The organism is Muricauda sp. MAR_2010_75 (assembly GCF_000745185.1).
Taxonomy (GTDB): Bacteria; Bacteroidota; Bacteroidia; order Flavobacteriales; family Flavobacteriaceae; genus Flagellimonas.
This window is the reverse complement of sequence record NZ_JQNJ01000001.1, coordinates 3,545,453-3,565,585: the sequence shown is the minus strand read 5'-3', so window position 1 is coordinate 3,565,585 and position 20,133 is coordinate 3,545,453. Positions and strand designations below refer to the sequence as shown.

Genomic DNA, 20,133 nt, shown 5'->3' with positions numbered 1-20,133 from the left:
CCAAACTATGCAAAGAATCATTGTACCGTTGTTTTTGTTGGTATTCATCTCAATGAATGCCCAAACACGGCAGAGCCAAAACTCCATTACTATTTCTGGAACCGTAATTGACCAAGATTCCGGACAACCCTTGGAATATGCAACTTTTGTTTTGCAGGAAGTGGACAATCCTGATAAAGTAACCGGTGGAATCACGGATTTGGACGGAAAATTTGAGATTGAAACCAATCCAGGCCAATATAATATCCGCGTTGAGTACATTTCCTATAAAACCTATACCCGAGCCAACCAGAGCTATACCTCTTCTACTGATTTGGGGAATATTATTCTTGCGCCCGATGTAGCTCAACTTCAAGAGGTTGAAGTTGTTGGGGAAAAAACCACTGTTGAAGTTCGGCTTGACAAAAAGATATACAATATTGGAAAAGACATTACGACAAGTGGTGGTAATGTTAGCGATGCCTTAAATAATATTCCCTCTGTTTCTGTTGATGTGGAAGGTGCGATAAGCTTAAGAGGTAATGAGAATGTTAGGATTTTAATAAATGGAAAACCTTCCGCACTAGCTGGTTTTGGCTCCACCGATGTGTTACAGCAATTACCGGCCGATGCCATTGAGAAGGTAGAGGTCATTACAAGTCCATCCGCTCGATATGATGCTGAAGGTACGGCAGGGATTCTCAATATTGTCTTGAAAAAGGAAAAGACCTTGGGCATCAACGGGTCGGTAAATGCCACGGTAGGAGATCCATTCAATGCCAGGGTCACCACCAACTTTAACCTACGCACCGATAAATTCAACATCTTTAATACGCTGGGCTATTTCCACAGAGAATCTCCAGGGAATGGATATAGCGACAACACCTATTCTCAAGGCGAGTACGACCGAATTATAGAAGACCGAAGCATCAGTAGAAATGACGATGGTTTCAACCTTAATATTGGAATGGAGTATTTCCTTACGGAAAAATCATCCATTACAGGAAGCTTTTTCTACCGTATTTCAGATGAGAACGATCTCACAGAGAATGATAACCAACGATTTACAGATGCTGCATTGGCAAGTCGCACCTTTAGAAGTGAAGATCAAGGTGAAGATGACAACAGTTACCAGTATTCCTTCAACTATACCAATAACATCAACGATGATGGGCATAAACTGACTGCTGATTTTCAATATTCCTACGACGATGAATCAATTTTTACGGTAATCCAAGAAAATAATACCGTCCCCAACACGGATTTGCTGGCCTTGGAAAATATATATGAGAGTGAAACTCAAGATGACATACTGGCCCAAGTAGACTACGTTTTGCCCATTGGTGATGCTCAATTTGAAGCTGGGTATCGTGGAACTTTTGAAAAAGAGGTCAATGACTACCAATTGGACCAATACAACTTGGATACTGATGAATTTGAGACCAACACAGATTTGACCAACGTTTTTACGTACCATGAGAATGTGAATGCGGTCTATACCCAATACGGTAATAAATTTGGTAAATTTTCCTTTTTGGCAGGATTGCGATTGGAAAACACGGAGATGAGAGGTGGTGTTGATTCCGAAATTGATAGCGAGGCCTTGGAAGAAATTCTTGGAGAGGATGTAGATTTGAATTTTGACAAAAACTACCTTGGTCTGTTCCCTACCATTAACTTGATTTACGAATTTGAGGACAACCAGAACATTTCTCTTGGATATAATCGAAGAATCAACAGGCCCAGAGGATGGTTTATTAATCCCTTCCCTTCCCGATCCAGTAGAACCAATGTCTTCCAGGGAAATCCGGATTTGGACCCTGCTTTTGCCAACGCCTTTGATATAGGGTATCTAAAACGGTGGACCAAATTGACGTTCACATCATCTGTGTACTATCAAAGAGAAACCAATTCCTTTGAACGTGTGCAAGAAGAGACAGGAGAGGTTACTTCCGATGGTATCCGTATCATCCGATCTATACCGATTAACCTTTCCACAAATGAACGGATTGGTGCGGAAGCGGGTATGCTCTACAACCCCACAAAATGGTTGCGATTGAACGGTAGTTTCAATTTCTTCCAATTCAGCTCAGAAGGTAGCTTTAATGGTGTGGACTATGGTACCGACAACTCCAGTTGGTTTGCTCGATTCAGTTCAAAATTCAGTTTGCCTGCCAAAATAGACTTTCAGGCCAACTCGTTCTACATGGGGCCACGACAAAATGCACAAACAAAGAGCAAGAGTATGTTCTCTCTGAATTTGGCCATGAGCAAGGACTTATTCAAGGAAAATGCCACCTTGTCCTTGAACGTAAGCGATGTGTTCAATTCAAGGAAGCGCCAGTCTTTTACAGAAACCGAATTCTTTACTTCAGATAGCGAGTTTCAATGGAGAGTACGACAGATTAATCTTTCCTTTATCTACCGCTTTAATCAACCCAAAGAGCGTAGGCAAAGGGGAGACAGACAAAATGATGATGGAGAAGGAGAAGGTCAATTCCAAGGTTAGAATGGAAGAAACCGATATAAAACAAAAAAGAAGCCAAATTGGCTTCTTTTTTTTATTCTTCAAGCCTGGCTCGTTTGGCCTCGCGTCTTTCTTTGAACATTTCACGTAAGTTACCGATCAACCAATAAGGCACTACAAAGGTCAACAAGAAAATCATCAACCAAAAACCAATGGTCAAAATCGTTAAAAAAGCTAAAAAGCCTAAATACTGATCAAATTCGAACATTATACTATCCTTTTGTTGAACAAAGATACTTCCTTCTTGTGAAAAAATACAAATCTGAATCTAAAAAAGTGTATTTGCACCCAACAACTACCATATAATTTTGTGAACAACTACCTTTGTAGATATAAATTTTGAAAAATGAGTTTTAGGATTGAAAAAGATACGATGGGTGAGGTTAAAGTGCCCGCGGATAAATATTGGGGAGCACAAACGGAACGTTCCCGGAACAATTTTAAGATTGGACCTTCGGCTTCCATGCCCTTGGATGTGGTCTATGGCTTTGCCTATTTAAAAAAAGCGGCAGCCTATGCCAATCACCAGTTTGGGGTGCTTTCGGTGGAGAAAAGAGATTTGATTGCCCAAGTATGCGATGAAATCCTTGCTGGAAAATTGGATGACCAATTTCCATTGGTTATTTGGCAGACCGGCTCTGGAACCCAGAGCAACATGAACGTCAATGAAGTTGTTGCCAACAGAGCCCATGAAATTGCCGGAAAAAAAATTGGGGATGGTGAAAAGACCATACAGCCCAATGACGATGTCAATAAAAGTCAATCCTCTAATGATACTTTCCCTACGGGAATGCACATTGCTGCTTATAAAAAAATAGTTGAGGTTACCATTCCTGGTGTAGAGCAACTCAAAGATACCCTGGCCAAAAAATCGAAAGAATTCAAGGATGTAGTAAAGATTGGACGTACCCACTTGATGGACGCCACTCCCCTAACCTTAGGCCAGGAATTTTCTGGATATGTGGCCCAATTGGAGCATGGAATCAAAGCTGTAAAAAATACTTTGGCGCACTTGAGCGAACTTGCCTTGGGTGGAACAGCTGTGGGAACCGGACTAAATACACCTAAGGGATACGATGTTTTGGTAGCCAAATACATTGCAGGGTTCACTGGGCTGCCTTTTGTGACGGCTAAAAATAAGTTTGAGGCCTTGGCCGCCCACGATGCCATTGTGGAAAGCCATGGTGCCTTGAAACAATTGGCGGTTTCCTTGAATAAAATTGCAAACGATATCAGAATGATGGCCTCGGGACCTCGCTCCGGTATTGGAGAGATCATTATTCCTGCCAATGAGCCGGGAAGTTCCATTATGCCCGGAAAAGTAAATCCTACCCAATGTGAAGCCATGACCATGGTTTGTGCCCAAGTAATGGGGAACGATGTGGCCGTTAGCGTGGGTGGTACCCAAGGTCATTATGAACTGAATGTCTTTAAACCGTTGATGGCCGCGAATATTTTACAGTCAGCGGAACTTCTTGGTAATGCATGTGTAAGTTTTGATGAGCATTGTGCTGTGGGTATTGAACCCAATCATGAAGTGATCAAAAGATTATTGAACAATTCGTTGATGCTCGTAACGGCATTGAATACCAAAATTGGATACTACAAAGCAGCAGAAATTGCCAACACCGCCCACAAAAATGGAACTACACTACGAGAAGAGGCCATTAATTTGGGCTATGTTACCCCAGAGGAATATGATGCGTGGGTAAAACCGGAGGATATGGTGGGAAGCCTTAAGTAATTTAATCGAGAATTCAATCCATAAAAAAAACCCGTTTAGTTGAACGGGCTTTCTTAGTTATATGGATAGTGTGAATTATTTCAATTCAAATTTAGATGTACCCAACAATTTAAGATTGTTGTCATAAACATTTACCATGTAGTTTCCTTTTTGGAATTCGTCCACAGGCTTGTTGATGTAATCACATACGTCCAAAGAACTGTTTTCATAGTAGAAGTTGGTTCCTTTGCTGTAGGTGATGGAAGCACCTTCCTCAGTAGTTTTGGTGAAACTGTCGCCCAATACATTTCCTTGTGGGCCAAGCACTTCAATAAAGAACTCTCTGTCACCAGCTTCAGCGATTACGTTATCAGCAATGGTAAAGCAAACTTTGAATTTGTCAGTAGCTCTAGCTCTCGAAGTAGAAACCAATTTACCACTGTTTCTTTCCCTAACAGCATCTACACTGATAGTAGAAAGGTTAAGAGCAGAACCTCTTTCAACAGCATCGGCCAATTGTGTGTTCTGTACGATCAAAGAATCGTTGAAAACGGTTTGTTTCTCCAATTCAACAAAAGTGCTGTCTCTTTGCATGGCCAACAAGGTGTTTGATTGTGTCAAAGAATCTACTTGCTTCATCAATTTCTCTCTTTCAGCTTTCAAAACACTAACTTGTCTTCTGTATCTTGAAAGAGATGCGATGTCAGCTTTCATACTTTGAACAGAATCGATGTACTTTGCAATATTGTCACGTGCAGCAACCAATTCTTCATTGGTAGCGTTGCTTTCCAAAATCGCTTTGTCGTACTCAGATTTCAAGTTGTTCAAATCTTCAACAACCAACTCCTTTTCTTGAGTTAGCGCTTGGGTTGTCTTTTTCTTATCTTGGTAAAGACTTACGGTATAGATGATTGTTCCCAAAAGAACTACACCCAACAAACCGGCTATTACCTTCAAACCATTGTTATTTTTTGTTTCAGTCATAACGTTTTGTATTAATTGATTCTCGTTTAGGTTTTTTAATCAATCGTGTTTGGTTTATATACGCTTTGGATTTCTATTTGGATCATATGGATTGAAATAATATTGAAAAAAATCTTCTTTATCGTCCATATACCTTAATTTTAAAGGAACTCAAAAGAAAACCATGAAAAGAAATTTTATCCTGATGGTCATTGCTTTAGCACTTACCATCGCCTGTAAACAGAAAAAAGAAGAAAAAGAAAACACCGAAGAGGTCGCTGTCCAAGTTGAGACCAAAGCACCTGCTGGGGTAGAAATCATACCCATTGAGCACGCCACGGCTGTTTTGGAGTGGAATGATACTACAATATATATAGACCCTGTTGGTGGCAAAGCCGCCTTTGAAGGTCAAAATTCCCCAGACTTGATATTGATAACAGACATTCATGGCGACCACTTAAGTCCGGAAACCTTGGAAGAGCTTAACCCAGAAAAGGCAACAATCATTGTTCCACAGGCGGTTGCTGACCAGATTCCGCAAGAGTTTGCACTTAAAGCAGCCATAGAAATTATGGGCAATGGTGAAACTAAAACATTTTCTGGGGTTACGGTTGAAGCCATTCCCATGTACAATTTAAGGGAGGAGGCCAAAGATTTTCATGCCAAAGGCAGAGGAAATGGCTATGTAATAACACTTGGGAATCAACGGATTTATTTTTCAGGGGACACAGAGGATATTCCCGAAATGCGGGCTTTGGAAAACATTGACAAGGCCTTTGTCTGCATGAACCTTCCGTATACCATGACCGTGGAAAGTGCAGCAGATGCTGTTTTGGAGTTTCAACCCGATGAAGTTTACCCGTATCACTTTAGAGGAAGACCCGATGTGAGTGACGTGGCAAAGTTCAAGCAATTGGTCAATGAAGGAAATCCAGATATAGAAGTGGTTCAATTGGACTGGTATCCCAATGATGATTTTTAATGGAATAAAATAAAGGCACCATATTGTCGTTAAGGTAACAGACTATAACCAAATCAAATACTTAATCATGGCTCCCAAATCCCGTGTTTTAGTATTAATGGCGATGTTATTTGCCATAAATGCTACTTTCTCCCAACAATGTGATAACTATTATTCCAAAGTGACGTATGCGCTCAACCATTGTAAAAAAGCAATGGAAGCCACTAACTTTGAACATCAAATGTATTATGCCGAACGAGCATTGACCGCTCTTGAAAAAGCAGACGAATTCAAAGGTGACTGCGTTTGCAAAAAAGCCTATGACAAAGCCTATGACACTAAGCAGACCTTGGACAAGGCCATTGAACCTGTGGACTGGGAAGCAGGTCGATTTTTCACCAAAAAAGCATTGGGCCAAATCAATGAGCTCATTACCTTCTTGGATGAATGTACACTGGGCGTCTCTTCATCTGTGACCATTGCTGATAGTGGCAATGCTACTTTGGAACATCAAGCCCATACCGATGACAGTTCGGATGAAAGCAAAACCGTTGCTGCAAGTGACAATTCCATGGAGCTTGAAATGATCAAAATTTTTGAGAAGCACGCCACAGATAAATTAAGGACAGCCGAACAAGCTGTTGCCCAATTGGTGGAACTCTCCAAAACCATTGGAACAAACCCTACTGGAAGTAATGACCCCAATAGTTTGGCATCACACCAACAAGCTTATTTGGAAAAGGCCAAAAAAATTCTTGAGGAAGGCATCAAAAATCTCGGAGGAGAAGAATAAGTCCTCAATTACCGAATCAATTTTTTGTACTTAATACGCTTGGGCATGATATCCGTTCCCAAGCGTTTCTTTTTGTTCTCCTCGTAATCTGAGAAAGAACCTTCAAAGAAATAAACCTGTGAATCTCCTTCGAACGCCAAAATATGGGTACAAATCCTATCCAAGAACCATCTATCGTGGGAAATAATCACAGCGCAACCTGCGAAATTCTCCAAACCTTCTTCCAAAGCACGAAGCGTATTTACATCCAAGTCATTGGTAGGCTCATCCAGCAGCAATACGTTTCCTTCTTCTTTTAAGGTCATCGCTAAATGAAGTCGGTTGCGCTCTCCACCGGAAAGCATGCTCACTTTTTTGTTTTGCTCACTTCCTGAGAAGTTAAATCGACTCAAATAGGCCCGGGAATTTACTTGCTTCCCTCCCATCATTACCAGTTCCTGTCCGTCACTGAAGTTTTCCCAGATTGATTTTTCTGGGTCGATGTTGGAGTGACTTTGGTCCACGTAGGCCAATTTTGCCGTATCACCTACAATGAATTCACCTTTGTCCGGTGTTTCCTCACCCATGATCATTCGGAATATGGTGGTCTTACCCGCCCCGTTAGGGCCAATGATTCCCACAATTCCCGCTTGCGGTAGATTGAAGTTCAAATCTTCATATAATAATTTGTCGCCATAGGCTTTGCTCACTCCCTTAGCTTCAATGACGTTGGTTCCCAGTCTGGGACCATTGGGAATGTATATTTCCAACTTCTCTTCCAATTGTTTTTGGTCTTGGCTAAGGAGTTTGTCGTAATTTTTTAAACGTGCTTTTTGCTTTGTCTGTCTTCCTTTTGCACCTTGACGAACCCATTCCAACTCGCGTTCCAAGGTCTTTTGGCGCTTGGAGGCTTGTTTGCTCTCTTGGGCCAAACGTTTGGCTTTCTGATCTAACCAACTGGAATAATTTCCTTTCCATGGAATGCCTTCACCCCTGTCCAACTCCAAAATCCAACCCGCAACATTGTCCAAGAAATAACGATCGTGCGTTACGGCAATAACAGTTCCTTTGTATTGTGCCAAGTGATGTTCCAACCAATGCACGGATTCTGCATCCAAGTGGTTAGTAGGCTCATCTAACAATAGCACATCGGGTTCCTGCAATAACAGTCGACATAAAGCCACTCTTCGGCGCTCCCCTCCAGATAACACCGCAATTTTTTTATCGGACTCTGGTGTACGAAGCGCATCCATGGCTATTTCCAATTTCGTGTCCAGTTCCCAAGCATTGGACGCATCAATCTGGTCCTGAAGGGCCGCTTGCTTGTCCATCAACTTCTGCATCTTGTCCGCATCCTCATAGACTTCGGGCAGACCGAACATGTCATTGATTTTATTATATTCATCCAAAATGGCCACGGTTTCAGCAACGCCTTCACGCACCACTTCCATTACCGTCTTGTTTTCGTCTAATTGTGGTTCCTGCTCCAAATAGCCAACGGTGTATCCCAGAGAAAAAACTACATCACCTTGATAGTTCTTATCAACACCTGCAATGATTTTCAACAAGGTGGACTTACCGGAACCATTGAGACCTAATATCCCAATCTTGGCACCGTAAAAGAAGCTCAAATAAATGTTTTTGAGTACAGGGGTATTGGCCGTTTTAAAGGTCTTGGTAACCCCAGACATTGAAAAAATGACTTTTTTATCGTCTGACATGTAGTTGTTCTTTAAATTGAAAAAAGGGGAAATCTAAACCCGACCCTTGAGCGCATTGAATACCCAAGCAACAGCAAAAAATCCGATGCCCACTGCACCAAAGCCGTAACCTGCAACCTCGTCATATTTGAAAGCTCCAAGAGCAATCATTCCTATTCCTACAAAAATCATGATCCAAGTGGCCCATGCGAGCACTGTGTTTTTGTTCATTCCCATATAAATCGTTCAGAAGAGCCTCAAATATCGTAAAAAATGAAATAATCCAAAGCCTTGAACCCGGTTTATCCCTCAAAAGGAAAGGTAATTCCGCATTTTTCACGAATTGTATCCAATAATTCGGCTATATCCAAGCTATTTTGATGCGACCAAAGGTCGCTCTGCAACTTATTGTCCTTTAAGCATTGGTGCACTTCCTCAATTTCATGCACAAAACCATTTCCTTGACGAGGAAGGTCGAACTGTTGGGTATTTCCATCTTTTACCAATGAACAACCATCAGCTTCGTGCCATCTTGGATGGATGAAAATTTCACATTTACTTCCTGAGATTTCAGCTTCCATTTTTGAATCACTGGTCAATCCACTGTATAAAATCGCTTGTGCATTTTCGTAATGGAACAACATGGATGTTTGTAGTTCTGTACCGTTCTGATGAAAGTTTGATTTAGCCATAATCTCTTTCGGCATTCCCAAAATCAAATAGGCCAAAAAGATGGGATAGATTCCAATATCCAGCAATGAACCGGAAGCCAAATCAGGGTTTAACAATCTGGAATCCAAACCACGATCCAAGGCGTAAAATGCAAAATCAGCATGGAGGTAGCCGACTTCACCAATGGTGCCATCGTCCACCAATTGCTTAGCTTTTTGTACCGAAGGATTAAATCGGGACCAAAGTCCTTCCATCATAAAAACTTGGTTTGCTTTGGCAGCAGCTACAATTTCATCCACTTCTGCCCTGCTTACACCTAACGGTTTTTCGCAAAGCACATGCTTACCCGATTCTATGGCTTGAATGGCTAAATCCTTATGAAAATTATGTGGGGTGGCCACATAGACAATATCCACTGTGTCAGAATTGAAAAGCTCGTCATAGCTTCCAAAAACATTTGGAATGTTGAATTTATCGGCGAACTGTTGTGCTCTTTCCAAATTTCGGGAAGCCACACCAGCTACCTCTGCGTCTGGCACCAATTTTAAGTCCTCGGTAAAATCTGTGGCTATTTTTCCAGGGCCCACAATCCCCCATTTAATTTTTGTGTCCATATAACATCAAAAGTAATGATTATAACTCCTTATCTTTAACCGATAGCAAGAAATTGAAATACACCTATGGATATTGACTTCAATAAAAATGAAGACCATAACAAATTAATGCTCTCTGAACTTCGGAAAAGGCATGCCACAGTGAAGCTGGGCGGGGGAAAAAAACGCATTGAAAAACACCATGAAAAGGGTAAAATGACGGCCCGCGAACGGATTGATTACCTGTTGGATGCCAAATCGCCTTCTATTGAAATTGGAGCATTTGCTGGAGATGGGATGTACGAGGAGCATGGGGGGTGCCCCTCCGGCGGGGTTGTGGTGAAAATTGGCTATGTAAAGGGAAAACAATGTGTGGTTGTTGCCAATGATGCTACAGTAAAAGCAGGGGCATGGTTTCCCATCACGGGGAAAAAGAATCTTAGGGCCCAAGAAATTTCCATAGAAAATAGACTACCCATTATTTATTTGGTAGACAGTGCTGGGGTGTATTTGCCCATGCAGGACGAAATTTTTCCGGATAAGGAACACTTTGGCCGGATTTTCAGAAACAATGCCGTGATGAGCAACATGGGAATCACCCAAATTGCTGCGGTTATGGGCAGTTGTGTTGCAGGTGGGGCCTACTTGCCTATCATGAGTGATGAAGCGCTGATTGTGGACAAAACAGGAAGTATTTTTTTGGCCGGAAGCTATCTGGTAAAGGCGGCCATTGGAGAAAATATTGACAATGAGACTTTGGGCGGAGCAACTACCCATTCCGAGATTAGCGGAGTAACGGATTACAAAGCCAAGGATGACAAAGATGCACTGGACAAAATCAAGAACATCGTTGATAAGATTGGTGATTTTGAAAAGGCTGGTTTCAACAGAAAGGAATCGAAAAATCCATTGGAAAACCCAGAAGATATTTATGGGTTACTACCGGCTTCCAGAAGTGACCAGTATGATATGTTGGAAATCATTAAGCGGTTAGTGGACGATTCGGAATTTGAACAATACAAGGAAGGCTACGGCAAAACAATTTTAACAGGCTACGCCCGTATTGATGGCTGGGCCGTGGGGGTTGTGGCCAATCAACGGAAAGTGGTCAAGACCAAAAAAGGGGAAATGCAGTTCGGTGGGGTTATTTATTCCGATTCTGCGGACAAAGCCACCCGATTTATTGCCAATTGCAACCAAAAGAAGATTCCCTTGGTGTTCCTCCAAGATGTGACCGGTTTTATGGTTGGCAGTAAAAGTGAACATGGAGGGATTATTAAGGATGGTGCCAAAATGGTGAATGCGGTAAGCAATTCTGTGGTGCCGAAATTCACGATTGTTATTGGAAACAGCTACGGAGCCGGGAATTATGCCATGTGTGGAAAGGCGTACGACCCTAGATTGATTGTCGCTTGGCCCAGTGCCGAACTTGCCGTGATGAGTGGAAATTCAGCCGCAAAGGTGTTGTTACAGATTGAAAAAGCTTCCTTGGAAAAAAGCGGTAAACCTGTTGATACTGAGAAAGAAAAAGAGCTCTACGATAAAATAAAACAACGTTACGACAATCAAATATCGCCTTACTACGCTGCAGCACGACTTTGGACGGATGCCATTATAGACCCGTTGGACACAAGAAAATGGATATCCATGGGCATTGAGGCCGCCAATCATGCGCCTAGTGATAGAAAATTCAATATGGGGGTGTTGCAGGTGTGATCACTCTACGGCAAATTTTGCTAATTGTTGTTCGTCCCCATTTTCCTGAAGGCGTACCATAAATTCCTCGCTTGTTTGGTTGGGTTTGCCAAAATTGTATTGCACCGTACATTTTAAAAAAGTGGCAGCTTCATTTTTTGGGGTCCTGTTCCCCAAATAGGTGGCATTCAATATCCACTCTCCTTTTGTTTCAGCCCCCACAATTTCAAATTGTTCGGTTGAGTTTCCATGCTGCAGTTCTTCCAAAATCCGATTTCTATCTCCAATTTCGGTATGTTCCCAGGTAAAAAATCGCTTCTGTGGATTTACAAATTGAACGGAAAATTCGGCATCGGGTACATTCCAACTCAAAATTAATCGCGCATTATAGGTTACATTGTTACGATACTTGGCATCTGTTTTATCAATATCGAGCTTTGCCTTATGCTGATTGACCAAATTTCGAATTTCTGAACCTACGACTTTTTCCATGGTACTGAAGTTTAACTCAGGATTTGCTTCCCCAGAAATCATTCTATTTAACATAGTGAGGGATTCCTGAAAATTACCTGCATTTTTTTGGGCTATGGCAACATCAAAATAAGATTGGATTTTGTTCGGGAACAATTCCAGCATTTTTTCTGCTGCGAACACAGCGATTTCATAACTTTCCTCTTCAGTGGATTTTAGAAATAAAGCACGCAATGCTTCGTAGGAAGGATTTTCTATTTCTAGAACATTGGATAAAATCCGCTCCCCTATCTCTGGGCTCGAATCGAGGAAAAAATTGGAAACATCCAAAAAATATTCGGGGACATCCCTGTATGCTTCCCTTTGTTTTAAGTAAATATTATACGCTTCCCCAATATTTTTGCCCTTTTTAAGCTCTTTTAAATAAGGAGTGATCAAGGCTTTATTATTTACCTTGATTTTATCCTCATAAATGTTGTCCCTTAAACGGGCCATGTCAGGTTTTTCACCCGATTCCTTGGCGTAGGTTGCCGTTTTTGAAGTAATCACAAGGACTCCGTTAACACCAAGACTGCCATATTTGTTTGTTGCGGCAAGCCCTTTTAAAACGGTAATATCCGCTATGTTTTCGGGATTGATGAAATCTGAGCTAAAAACAGTTCCACTTGCAGAGTCAGACTGGCGCAACGGAACTCCATCAATCACAATCAATCCATATACATTTCCCAATAATGTCATTCGTGGCCGCATGGTCACCTGGCTCAAATCTTCATTTTGCCCAAGGTTGACCCCAGAAAATTTCCCTTGAATGGCCATATCCGGGGTGGTAGCGGCATCAGAAATGTCATCAGCGGAAATGGATTGTACCGCATACCCCACCTTATCCTTGTTTTCCTCCCCATACCCCGTTGTAATGGTTTCTACTGGCTCACTCCTTCTTTCGCTTACCACCACTTCCTGAAGTTGAATTCCTTGATCTTCCAATGAAAAATTAAGCGTATTGGTTTCTCCCAATACCTGTTTTTCAATTTTATTTCCGTAAGCAATCACTAATGTGTCCCCTATCCTTCCGTCTATACTAAAATCCCCCTTGGTATTGGATTTTATCCTGTTTTCATCATTACCTTGTACATAAATTTCCGCATTGGCCAACCCCATGGTTCCGCTATAAATGGTGCCCGAATATTGTTGCAGGTTTTCCATGGTCTCCTCTGCATTGCGCTTCTCATTGAAATCCACCAAATTTCCATTATTAACAATGGACAGTAGATTGAGACTGGCCTTATCAAAATTTTTATTGCTATTGATTATATGGAGTTCCCCGCTGAAATTGGGGGTGCTATTACCTATATTTTGTCCTCCATCCGTAAAAAGCAATACATCTCCTGGGTCCACATAACTGCTCAAGGATTCATAGGAAGTGGCACCATCATATCGCAGCCCTTCAAGTTCTTTCTTAATGGTAGACCAATCACTTGAACTCACCTGGTATGTATCTTTTGAAAGGACGCGGTCGCTAAAGGTGATTAGACTCACCTTGGCATTCTGGACGGTTTTGAAGTAAGCATCCAAAAAATAGAAATCTTTTTCAATATCCCGGTTTTGCATGGAAAGAGAAACATCCCAACAAATAGAAACATTTTTAGGTGCTTGTGCATGACCTCTGATTCCTATCACAAAAAAGCACAAAAAGACAAACTGAATTGGTGATTTCATTTTTAATACGTTGCTACAGAGCTTCCATTTTTAACCTGGAAAAGTGCTTGGTTCACATTTTTTGCCGTCAGTTTAAACACTTTTGTTTCCTTATGTTGGGCTTTGGTACCATAATTATAGTAAACAGTAGCCTTCAAATAAGTGGGAGTTAGACTTTTGTTTCCGAAATACGTAGCGTTCACAGACCAGTTCCCGGTAATGGGTCTATAAATTAGGTATTCCTGTGAGGAGAAACCCTGCATTTTTTCCTCCATAATCCTTTCAGCATTAGCAAGTTGGGTGTGCTCCCAGTTGTGGTACTGGTTCTCTGGCCCCACAAATTGCAATTCGAACTCTGCCTCGCTATTATTCCATTCCAAAAGCAGCCGCACTCCGTCAAAATCATTCTCTTCTGTTTTTACAATCGTGGTATTCCCTGTAATGGAACCGTGGGTAGCCAACAGACTGCCAAAATCCCTGTTGATTATTGGAGAAAAAGTTGCTGAGGAATCCAAAAGTGACTTATCCACCAAGTGGTTATACCTAGCGTATAAGGAGGCAGAGCTCTCAATGGCCCCCACATCTTCATAGCTTTGTGCCAAATCCATATAAGACTGTGCATAGTGTGGTCTTAGGATAAACACTTGTTTATAGATTTCATTGGCCCATTGGTGCTGTCCCTGTTCCTCCAGATGATAGGCAAATGCTTTCAGGATAGTAGGATCTGTCGCAAACTTTTTCTGAATTTTCTTTCCAATCTTATTGGCCGTTGCGGCATCTCCAAACTTCTTGGAAAATAGTGCATACGCATCAAGATAAAAATAAGGCGATGAAGCGTATTTTCTTTCAAGTTGGAAATAGCTGTCGATGGCCTGAGCAGCATTCTCTGCCGAGGAAATTTCTTCTAGGTATTGGGGTGCGGTTATCTGTGATATGGCCACAGTACTGCCCTCTTCGAAATAATTATCACGACGTCTGGCAAAATCGTAAGGCTTGTCAGTTCCAGGTTCTTGCGGACTATAATTTCCTGTTTTCGTATTAATTATAATCAGCCCTCCTCTTGCGAGACCTCCATACTTTCCAAGTGCCGCCAAACTTGTTGTCGTTCCTATGCGTTTGATGTTGGAAAGGTCAATAAAGGTAGGGGCATCAGTATAGAGTATACCATCTACTTCAAAAACGGCTGGAGGGGGGTTATCGAGGCCTAATATTCTTGGGAAATAAACTATTGGCGAATAGGGGTCAAACATTGGACGGACTACTATCAATCCTGGAATTGCGCTCTGCAAAGCACTTACAAAATCAAGGCCCGCAGGGTTTAAATCATTTCCTTCAAAAATCTTCAAGGAATAACTTACATTATCCTTATCAAGAATACCAAACCGTGTCTTAATCAAATTTTTGTTGGAATTATATTCCAAAAAAAGGTCTTTTTGTGACTTGCGGATCCGTTTTCGCTTGGTGACCACTACCTCGTCCAATTCTTCTATTCTATCATACAGAACAACATTGAGAATGCTGGTTACATCTTCAACGATTATCTCCATTGGCTGTTTGCCTACATAGCTATAGACCAAGGTTTCTCCTTCATTGGCATAGATTTCATAGGTTCCGTCCGTTTGAGATTCAGTTCCCGAGTCATTTCCTTTAACAACAATACTTACTTTGGATAACGGATTCATACCATCACTCACAATTCCACGGATTTTTTTCAGTTGGGTCTGGGAAAAGACCATGGTAAGGGACAATAGAAAAAAAGGTACTATAGTTTTGCGAAACATAATGGCTGTGTTTAAGTTCTTTCCTACAAGATACTGATAAAATCTATATGATAATATCACAATAAACAAGTAACCTATTCTATACCAGATACTAATCTAACCACCCCAGACCAACTATAATTGTAAGAAATAGACATCTAAAGTAGTTTCTTTGGTTAGTACCCTTGCTGTGGTTTCACCCTTGGAATCAATAGCAATTCCGTTTGTCTTCCGTTGATGTATCTAAATCCGTCTTCACCAAAAAACCCCGGCTCTTCCAGCATAATTCGAATATCCCGGTTCCATTCCGGGATGTTCACCGTGGCATTCAACTCAATAGCGTAACAGGTATTTGGGTTAAGTGGATAGTTTTCACCATCATCCTTCATTACACCATCTTGGGAATCCCACATACCAATGGTGGATCCCGCGGAGTGTCCATACATTCCCAAAGGATGGGTGTAAATGGCAGGTTGCAATCCTGCATTCTTGGCTTCTTGCAGGGATTTGGCCAAAATTTCATTCCCTGTTCTTCCTTGGATCATGTTTGTGGTCAGGAAATCCTGCACACGGTTGCCATCGTAGAGGGCATTCACTAAAAAGGAAGGGGCTTCGGTCTCTTCCGGTTTTAGCACATAGGCCAACTCTTGGCAATCGGTGTTCAGACGGAGATAGGTAATTCCAAAATCGCAGTGCAATAAATCACCCGGCATGATCACCAAATCATCCGGCCGGCCTGAAAAGGAATACAGATGACTTACCAATTCTTCACTCGTACGCTGTATGTCTACTGTTGGGTGGAACCAGGTTTCCAACCCCAAATCGGTTACCTTTTGTCGCATCCACCATTCCACTTCGGTAGTTGTTGTAATTCCTGGGGTGATGACCTTTTCAGAAAAAGCCTCGGCAATAATATCGTGGGTAATGTCCACCAACTGGTCAAAAATTATCATTTCACGTTCTGTACGTGTTTCAATCCAACGAACCGCCAATTGTTCTGCCGTTTGTACTTTGGAATGCTGCTTCTTGGGAAGATTAGCCATGAATTCATCATAATCCGTCTTATCCAGACCATCAGCAATATTATGGTCTTTGGAAAAATTGAGGGCAATTTTCTTGGGATTTCGCTCTTCAATCAATTGCATCAACCGTTTCCACTGATCAGGCTCTTTTTCCTTATCCCAGGCTGAAACAATACTTTTACCAATATTATAACGGGCCACCGCCAATTTATCTATGGTATTTTTTTCCTTGTTCCGATAAAAAAGAAGGATGGTTCGTCTTCTGGCATTCAACCAAGTGGCTGGAAGCATGGTTCGCAGCACAGGGTCTTCATTGTACTCTCTTGAAATAAGCACCCACATATCAATCCCTGTGTCATCCATAAGCTTTGGGAGGAGGACATTGAACCGTTCCTCGAGGATTTCATCCACAACTCTGGCACGTTCCACTTCCGGAAGGATTTGCTGGGCATTGGTAAGGAAAATGGTAAAGAATGCAAAAAATAACGTTAGTTGTTTCATGTAGTTTTATTTATCCGTTCAAAATACAAAACTTACCGTATTTGCTGCATTATTTTTTCACGTTGGATTTTTCCAGTTTTGGTTTCGATAAAAGGTTTTAATACGTGGACCTCTTTGGGCACTTCGTATTTTTGGATTCCTTTTAAAGTTTTGATTTTGTCGAGTACCTTTTGGGAATCAACTTTAGATTCCTCTATGACCAAAACCAATTTTTGACCCAAAGCATCATCGGGAAGTCCTGCTACAAAAAATCGCGAACTAATAATGGTAGACAGTTTTTTTTCGATTTGTTCGGGAATCAATTTAATGCCTCCGGAATTGATAATGGAATCATAACGCCCCAACCATTTAAATTGATTTTCAGTGACCAATTCCACCAAATCGTTGGTCACTATTTTGGTATCCGAAATTTTTGGGGCATCAATGACCAAACAGCCCCTATCATCTTGGGTAACTGAAATATTGGGCAAGGTCTCAAAATAGTCAATGGAGCCAATGCCTATTTTTTTAACGGCGATATGGGTAATGGTCTCCGTCATGCCGTAAGTTTCATAACTGTTGGTTGATGGGGCTTTTAACTTGTTCTGCAAAGCAATAGCTACCGGCGCTCCGCCAATGATCAATGTTTTTATCCTATGCAACTGTTTTAATGAATTTTGAACTTGTAACGGTACCATCGCCACAAAATCATACGGCTTATCATTAGTTGTCAATGGGGTTGATGAGGGTGCTACATAATCCAAATGCAAACCCAAGACCATGGCTCGGACCAACATCATTTTTCCTGCAATTCCAGAACAAGGAAGACACAATAAAGCTGTATTGGCGGGTTTTAGATTGAAGTATTCCCCTGTGGCCAAGGCCGAATTGACCATGTGCTCCTTCTGCAAGACAATTTTTTTTGGCTTTCCGGTAGATCCCGAAGTGAATACTTCCAATGTTGGGCTATATGAGGTCCAATCCAAGATAAAATCCCCAATAGAAACCTCAAAAGGGTCTCCTTCCTTGACCATACTATATCCAATCTCCTTAAGGTCTTCCAAATCGTACGGAACACCATTGAGTTGGAACTGTGGATGACTATTATGCCAAATTGGATTTTCCATCAGATAAGGCCACAAATTCTTCTTTGGTCATTACTTTTCCAAATAATCGGTCTTTCCAGTTTTTCCAACCATACTTCTTGGAAAAAAACCACAACAACAATGGGAAAACAACAAACACAGGAATCACTGCATCCCATCCCAATGATGGTTCTGAAATGTCTTTATAAATGGAATTGGTCTGGAAAGCGGTCCAATCTGCAGTAACCAACAATGCGGTGATAAGGTTGTTAGCTGCATGAAAACCAAGGGCAAGTTCCAAACCTTCGTCCATCAAAGTCAAAATCCCCAAGAAAAAACCTGTTCCGATATAGTAAATAAGGATTCCGAAACCCAATTTCTCCACTTCGGGGTTGGCAATGTGCATCGACCCAAATAAAACGGACGTAACTATCAACGGCACCCATTTGTTCTTTACCAAAATGCCCAATCCTTGCATCATGTGCCCCCTAAACAAATATTCTTCAAAACTGGTCTGCATGGGAATCAAAACAATGCCTATAATGGCCAAAGGGATAAATTTGACCAAATCAAAATTCAGTACATAACTATCCGGGGAAAAATAAATGTCAATCCCCACAAGAAGCACTGTGATGACCGTCCATAGTCCAAATGAAAAAAAGATACGTCTCCAGTCAATTTTCTTTCGCGAAGTGGTCAGTGAGGTGATGGACTGTTTATGAACAATATATGTCCATCCAAGAACCACAAATAACCCAACTGCCAGGGGAAACAAAAGAATAATCAGCACCAAATTGGAACCAAACTGCGCTATAACCTGTTGCATGGTATCCTCCACACTGACCGGAGAATTCACAGTGGCAATATAATTCGCTACCATAAATGCGATAAACGACGTGGGGATGACAAAATATTTCCACAGGCCGAGGTCTCCCTTATATCCTTGTTCTATATACATAGATTTTCAATTAAATTATATTTCCACTGTTTGTCGTTTCTATAATACAATTTCCCTTTTGAAACCTCCAACGGACTTTCAAAATTGTTGGTGTATAGACTTCCGGTGCCCAAACCTTGTGGCATGGTATTTCCCAAAATATAAGTCCATTGGGCAATGGCATTGAGCCCTATATTACTCTCCAAAGCACTGGTTATCCACCACCCAATATCATATTTTTCAGCCAACTGAATCCACTCCCCGCATCCATTAAAACCACCCACTAAGCTTGGTTTTAGTATAATGTATTGTGGCTGTAGGGTTTGTAGCAATTGTTCCTTTTCCGTTACAGAAAAGATACCGATCAATTCCTCATCCAAGGCAATGGGCAATGGTGTATTTTGGCATAGATCTGCCATACGTTCCCACTGATTAGGTTTGATGGGCTGTTCAATAGAGTGGAGTTGATATTTTGATAATTGCTGGAGCTTTTCCAAAGCATCAGTTGGTGAAAAAGCACCATTGGCATCTACCCGGAGTTCAATTTCATCTGGAGTGAAGTCGTTTCGGATAGCTTTGAGGATGGAAAGCTCTGTGGGGAAATCAATGGCCCCAATTTTCATTTTGATACATTGAAAACCATCCTTTAGTTTTTGTTCCAATTGGGACAGCATAAAGGCTTCATCTCCCATCCAAATGAGTCCGTTGATGAATATGGCAGCTTCTTTTTGAGTGAAATCTGACGGGAACAGCTCAAATGGATTTTGGGACTTCAGTGATAAAAATGCTTGTTCCAGCCCAAATTGAATGGAAGGAAATTGTATCAGTTTATTTAGCAATTGTTCTTGCCCCAAGTGAATATTCTCGCAGACCCATTTCAATTTTTCTTCATAATCGGGCACATCATCCACACTCAATCCTCTTAAAACACCGCACTCCCCTATTCCACAATGGTCCCCATCATGAAACAACAGAAACCAGGTCTCTTTTTGGGTCAAAACACCACGTGAGGTGCCACTGGGCACCTTAAAATTTAGTATATACTTTTTGTAGGTAGCTTTCATCCAATGGTTTCAAATGTAACCATATTTTAGGATG

Annotated in this window: 16 protein-coding genes; 5 read left to right on the top strand and 11 right to left on the bottom strand. The window is 41.4% G+C overall.

Annotated features, from left to right (window positions below; genetic code table 11):
* Nucleotides 1-7 precede the first annotated feature (7 nt).
* Entirely contained in the window at nucleotides 8-2,488 is a 2,481-nt protein-coding gene (locus FG28_RS16010) for a TonB-dependent receptor domain-containing protein (protein WP_036384540.1), read from the top strand.
* A gap of 52 nt (nucleotides 2,489-2,540) precedes the next feature.
* On the opposite strand, the gene FG28_RS20865 is transcribed toward FG28_RS16010, so the two are convergent.
* Nucleotides 2,541-2,714, bottom strand: a complete 174-nt coding sequence (locus FG28_RS20865) for a hypothetical protein (protein ID WP_036384539.1) — start codon at nucleotides 2,712-2,714, stop codon at nucleotides 2,541-2,543.
* 138 nt (nucleotides 2,715-2,852) lie between these two features.
* Between FG28_RS20865 and fumC the strand changes: the two genes are divergently transcribed.
* Complete coding sequence (gene fumC, locus FG28_RS16000) at nucleotides 2,853-4,250, top strand: class II fumarate hydratase (protein ID WP_036384538.1); 1,398 nt, start codon at nucleotides 2,853-2,855, stop codon at nucleotides 4,248-4,250.
* 75 nt (nucleotides 4,251-4,325) lie between these two features.
* Here fumC and FG28_RS15995 read toward each other — a convergent pair whose 3' ends face one another.
* Nucleotides 4,326-5,213 carry a hypothetical protein gene (locus tag FG28_RS15995; RefSeq protein ID WP_036384537.1) on the bottom strand — a complete coding sequence of 296 codons (888 nt, stop codon included), beginning with the start codon at nucleotides 5,211-5,213 and terminating at the stop codon, nucleotides 4,326-4,328.
* A 163-nt stretch (nucleotides 5,214-5,376) separates the two neighbouring features.
* On the opposite strand from FG28_RS15995, the gene FG28_RS15990 reads away from it, so the two are divergent.
* Both FG28_RS15990 and FG28_RS20240 read left to right on the top strand, forming a co-directional pair.
* On the top strand, nucleotides 5,377-6,174 hold the full coding sequence (locus tag FG28_RS15990) for an MBL fold metallo-hydrolase (RefSeq protein ID WP_036384536.1): 798 nt from the start codon (nucleotides 5,377-5,379) through the stop codon (nucleotides 6,172-6,174).
* A gap of 67 nt (nucleotides 6,175-6,241) precedes the next feature.
* Nucleotides 6,242-6,946: a hypothetical protein gene (locus tag FG28_RS20240; protein WP_156102303.1), complete on the top strand. Its 705-nt coding sequence runs from the start codon at nucleotides 6,242-6,244 to the stop codon at nucleotides 6,944-6,946.
* Nucleotides 6,947-6,954: 8 nt separating this feature from the next.
* Here the strand turns inward: FG28_RS20240 and ettA are convergent, their stop codons facing one another.
* The 3 genes from ettA to FG28_RS15970 form a co-directional block, all read right to left on the bottom strand.
* Nucleotides 6,955-8,646 (bottom strand): energy-dependent translational throttle protein EttA, encoded by a 1,692-nt coding sequence (ettA, locus tag FG28_RS15980; RefSeq protein ID WP_036384533.1) that lies wholly within the window; start codon nucleotides 8,644-8,646, stop codon nucleotides 6,955-6,957.
* A 33-nt stretch (nucleotides 8,647-8,679) separates the two neighbouring features.
* Nucleotides 8,680-8,856, bottom strand: coding sequence for a CAL67264 family membrane protein (locus tag FG28_RS15975; protein ID WP_231562643.1), 177 nt, complete (start codon nucleotides 8,854-8,856; stop codon nucleotides 8,680-8,682).
* A 71-nt stretch (nucleotides 8,857-8,927) separates the two neighbouring features.
* Nucleotides 8,928-9,911: a Gfo/Idh/MocA family protein gene (locus tag FG28_RS15970; protein WP_036384529.1), complete on the bottom strand. Its 984-nt coding sequence runs from the start codon at nucleotides 9,909-9,911 to the stop codon at nucleotides 8,928-8,930.
* Nucleotides 9,912-9,977: 66 nt separating this feature from the next.
* On the opposite strand from FG28_RS15970, the gene FG28_RS15965 reads away from it, so the two are divergent.
* Entirely contained in the window at nucleotides 9,978-11,606 is a 1,629-nt protein-coding gene (locus FG28_RS15965; RefSeq protein WP_036384528.1) for an acyl-CoA carboxylase subunit beta, read from the top strand.
* Here FG28_RS15965 and FG28_RS15960 read toward each other — a convergent pair whose 3' ends face one another.
* The 6 genes from FG28_RS15960 to FG28_RS15935 all read right to left on the bottom strand — a co-directional run bounded on the left by FG28_RS15960 (nucleotide 11,607) and on the right by FG28_RS15935 (nucleotide 20,099).
* The gene (locus FG28_RS15960; protein WP_081894433.1) at nucleotides 11,607-13,772 is read right to left on the bottom strand and encodes a TonB-dependent receptor plug domain-containing protein; all 2,166 of its coding nucleotides are present in this window, start codon (nucleotides 13,770-13,772) and stop codon (nucleotides 11,607-11,609) included.
* A 2-nt stretch (nucleotides 13,773-13,774) separates the two neighbouring features.
* Nucleotides 13,775-15,532: a carboxypeptidase-like regulatory domain-containing protein gene (locus tag FG28_RS15955; protein WP_036384524.1), complete on the bottom strand. Its 1,758-nt coding sequence runs from the start codon at nucleotides 15,530-15,532 to the stop codon at nucleotides 13,775-13,777.
* 155 nt (nucleotides 15,533-15,687) lie between these two features.
* On the bottom strand, nucleotides 15,688-17,034 hold the full coding sequence (locus tag FG28_RS15950) for a M24 family metallopeptidase (protein ID WP_036384521.1): 1,347 nt from the start codon (nucleotides 17,032-17,034) through the stop codon (nucleotides 15,688-15,690).
* Between the two features lie 32 nt (nucleotides 17,035-17,066).
* Nucleotides 17,067-18,140 carry an AMP-binding protein gene (locus tag FG28_RS15945; protein ID WP_036384519.1) on the bottom strand — a complete coding sequence of 358 codons (1,074 nt, stop codon included), beginning with the start codon at nucleotides 18,138-18,140 and terminating at the stop codon, nucleotides 17,067-17,069.
* Nucleotides 18,118-19,056, bottom strand: a complete 939-nt coding sequence (locus FG28_RS15940; protein WP_036384518.1) for a CPBP family intramembrane glutamic endopeptidase — start codon at nucleotides 19,054-19,056, stop codon at nucleotides 18,118-18,120. The genes FG28_RS15945 and FG28_RS15940 overlap by 23 nt, the downstream gene beginning before the upstream one ends.
* Nucleotides 19,047-20,099, bottom strand: coding sequence for an o-succinylbenzoate synthase (locus tag FG28_RS15935; protein WP_036384516.1), 1,053 nt, complete (start codon nucleotides 20,097-20,099; stop codon nucleotides 19,047-19,049). The genes FG28_RS15940 and FG28_RS15935 overlap by 10 nt, the downstream gene beginning before the upstream one ends.
* Nucleotides 20,100-20,133: the final 34 nt, after the last annotated feature.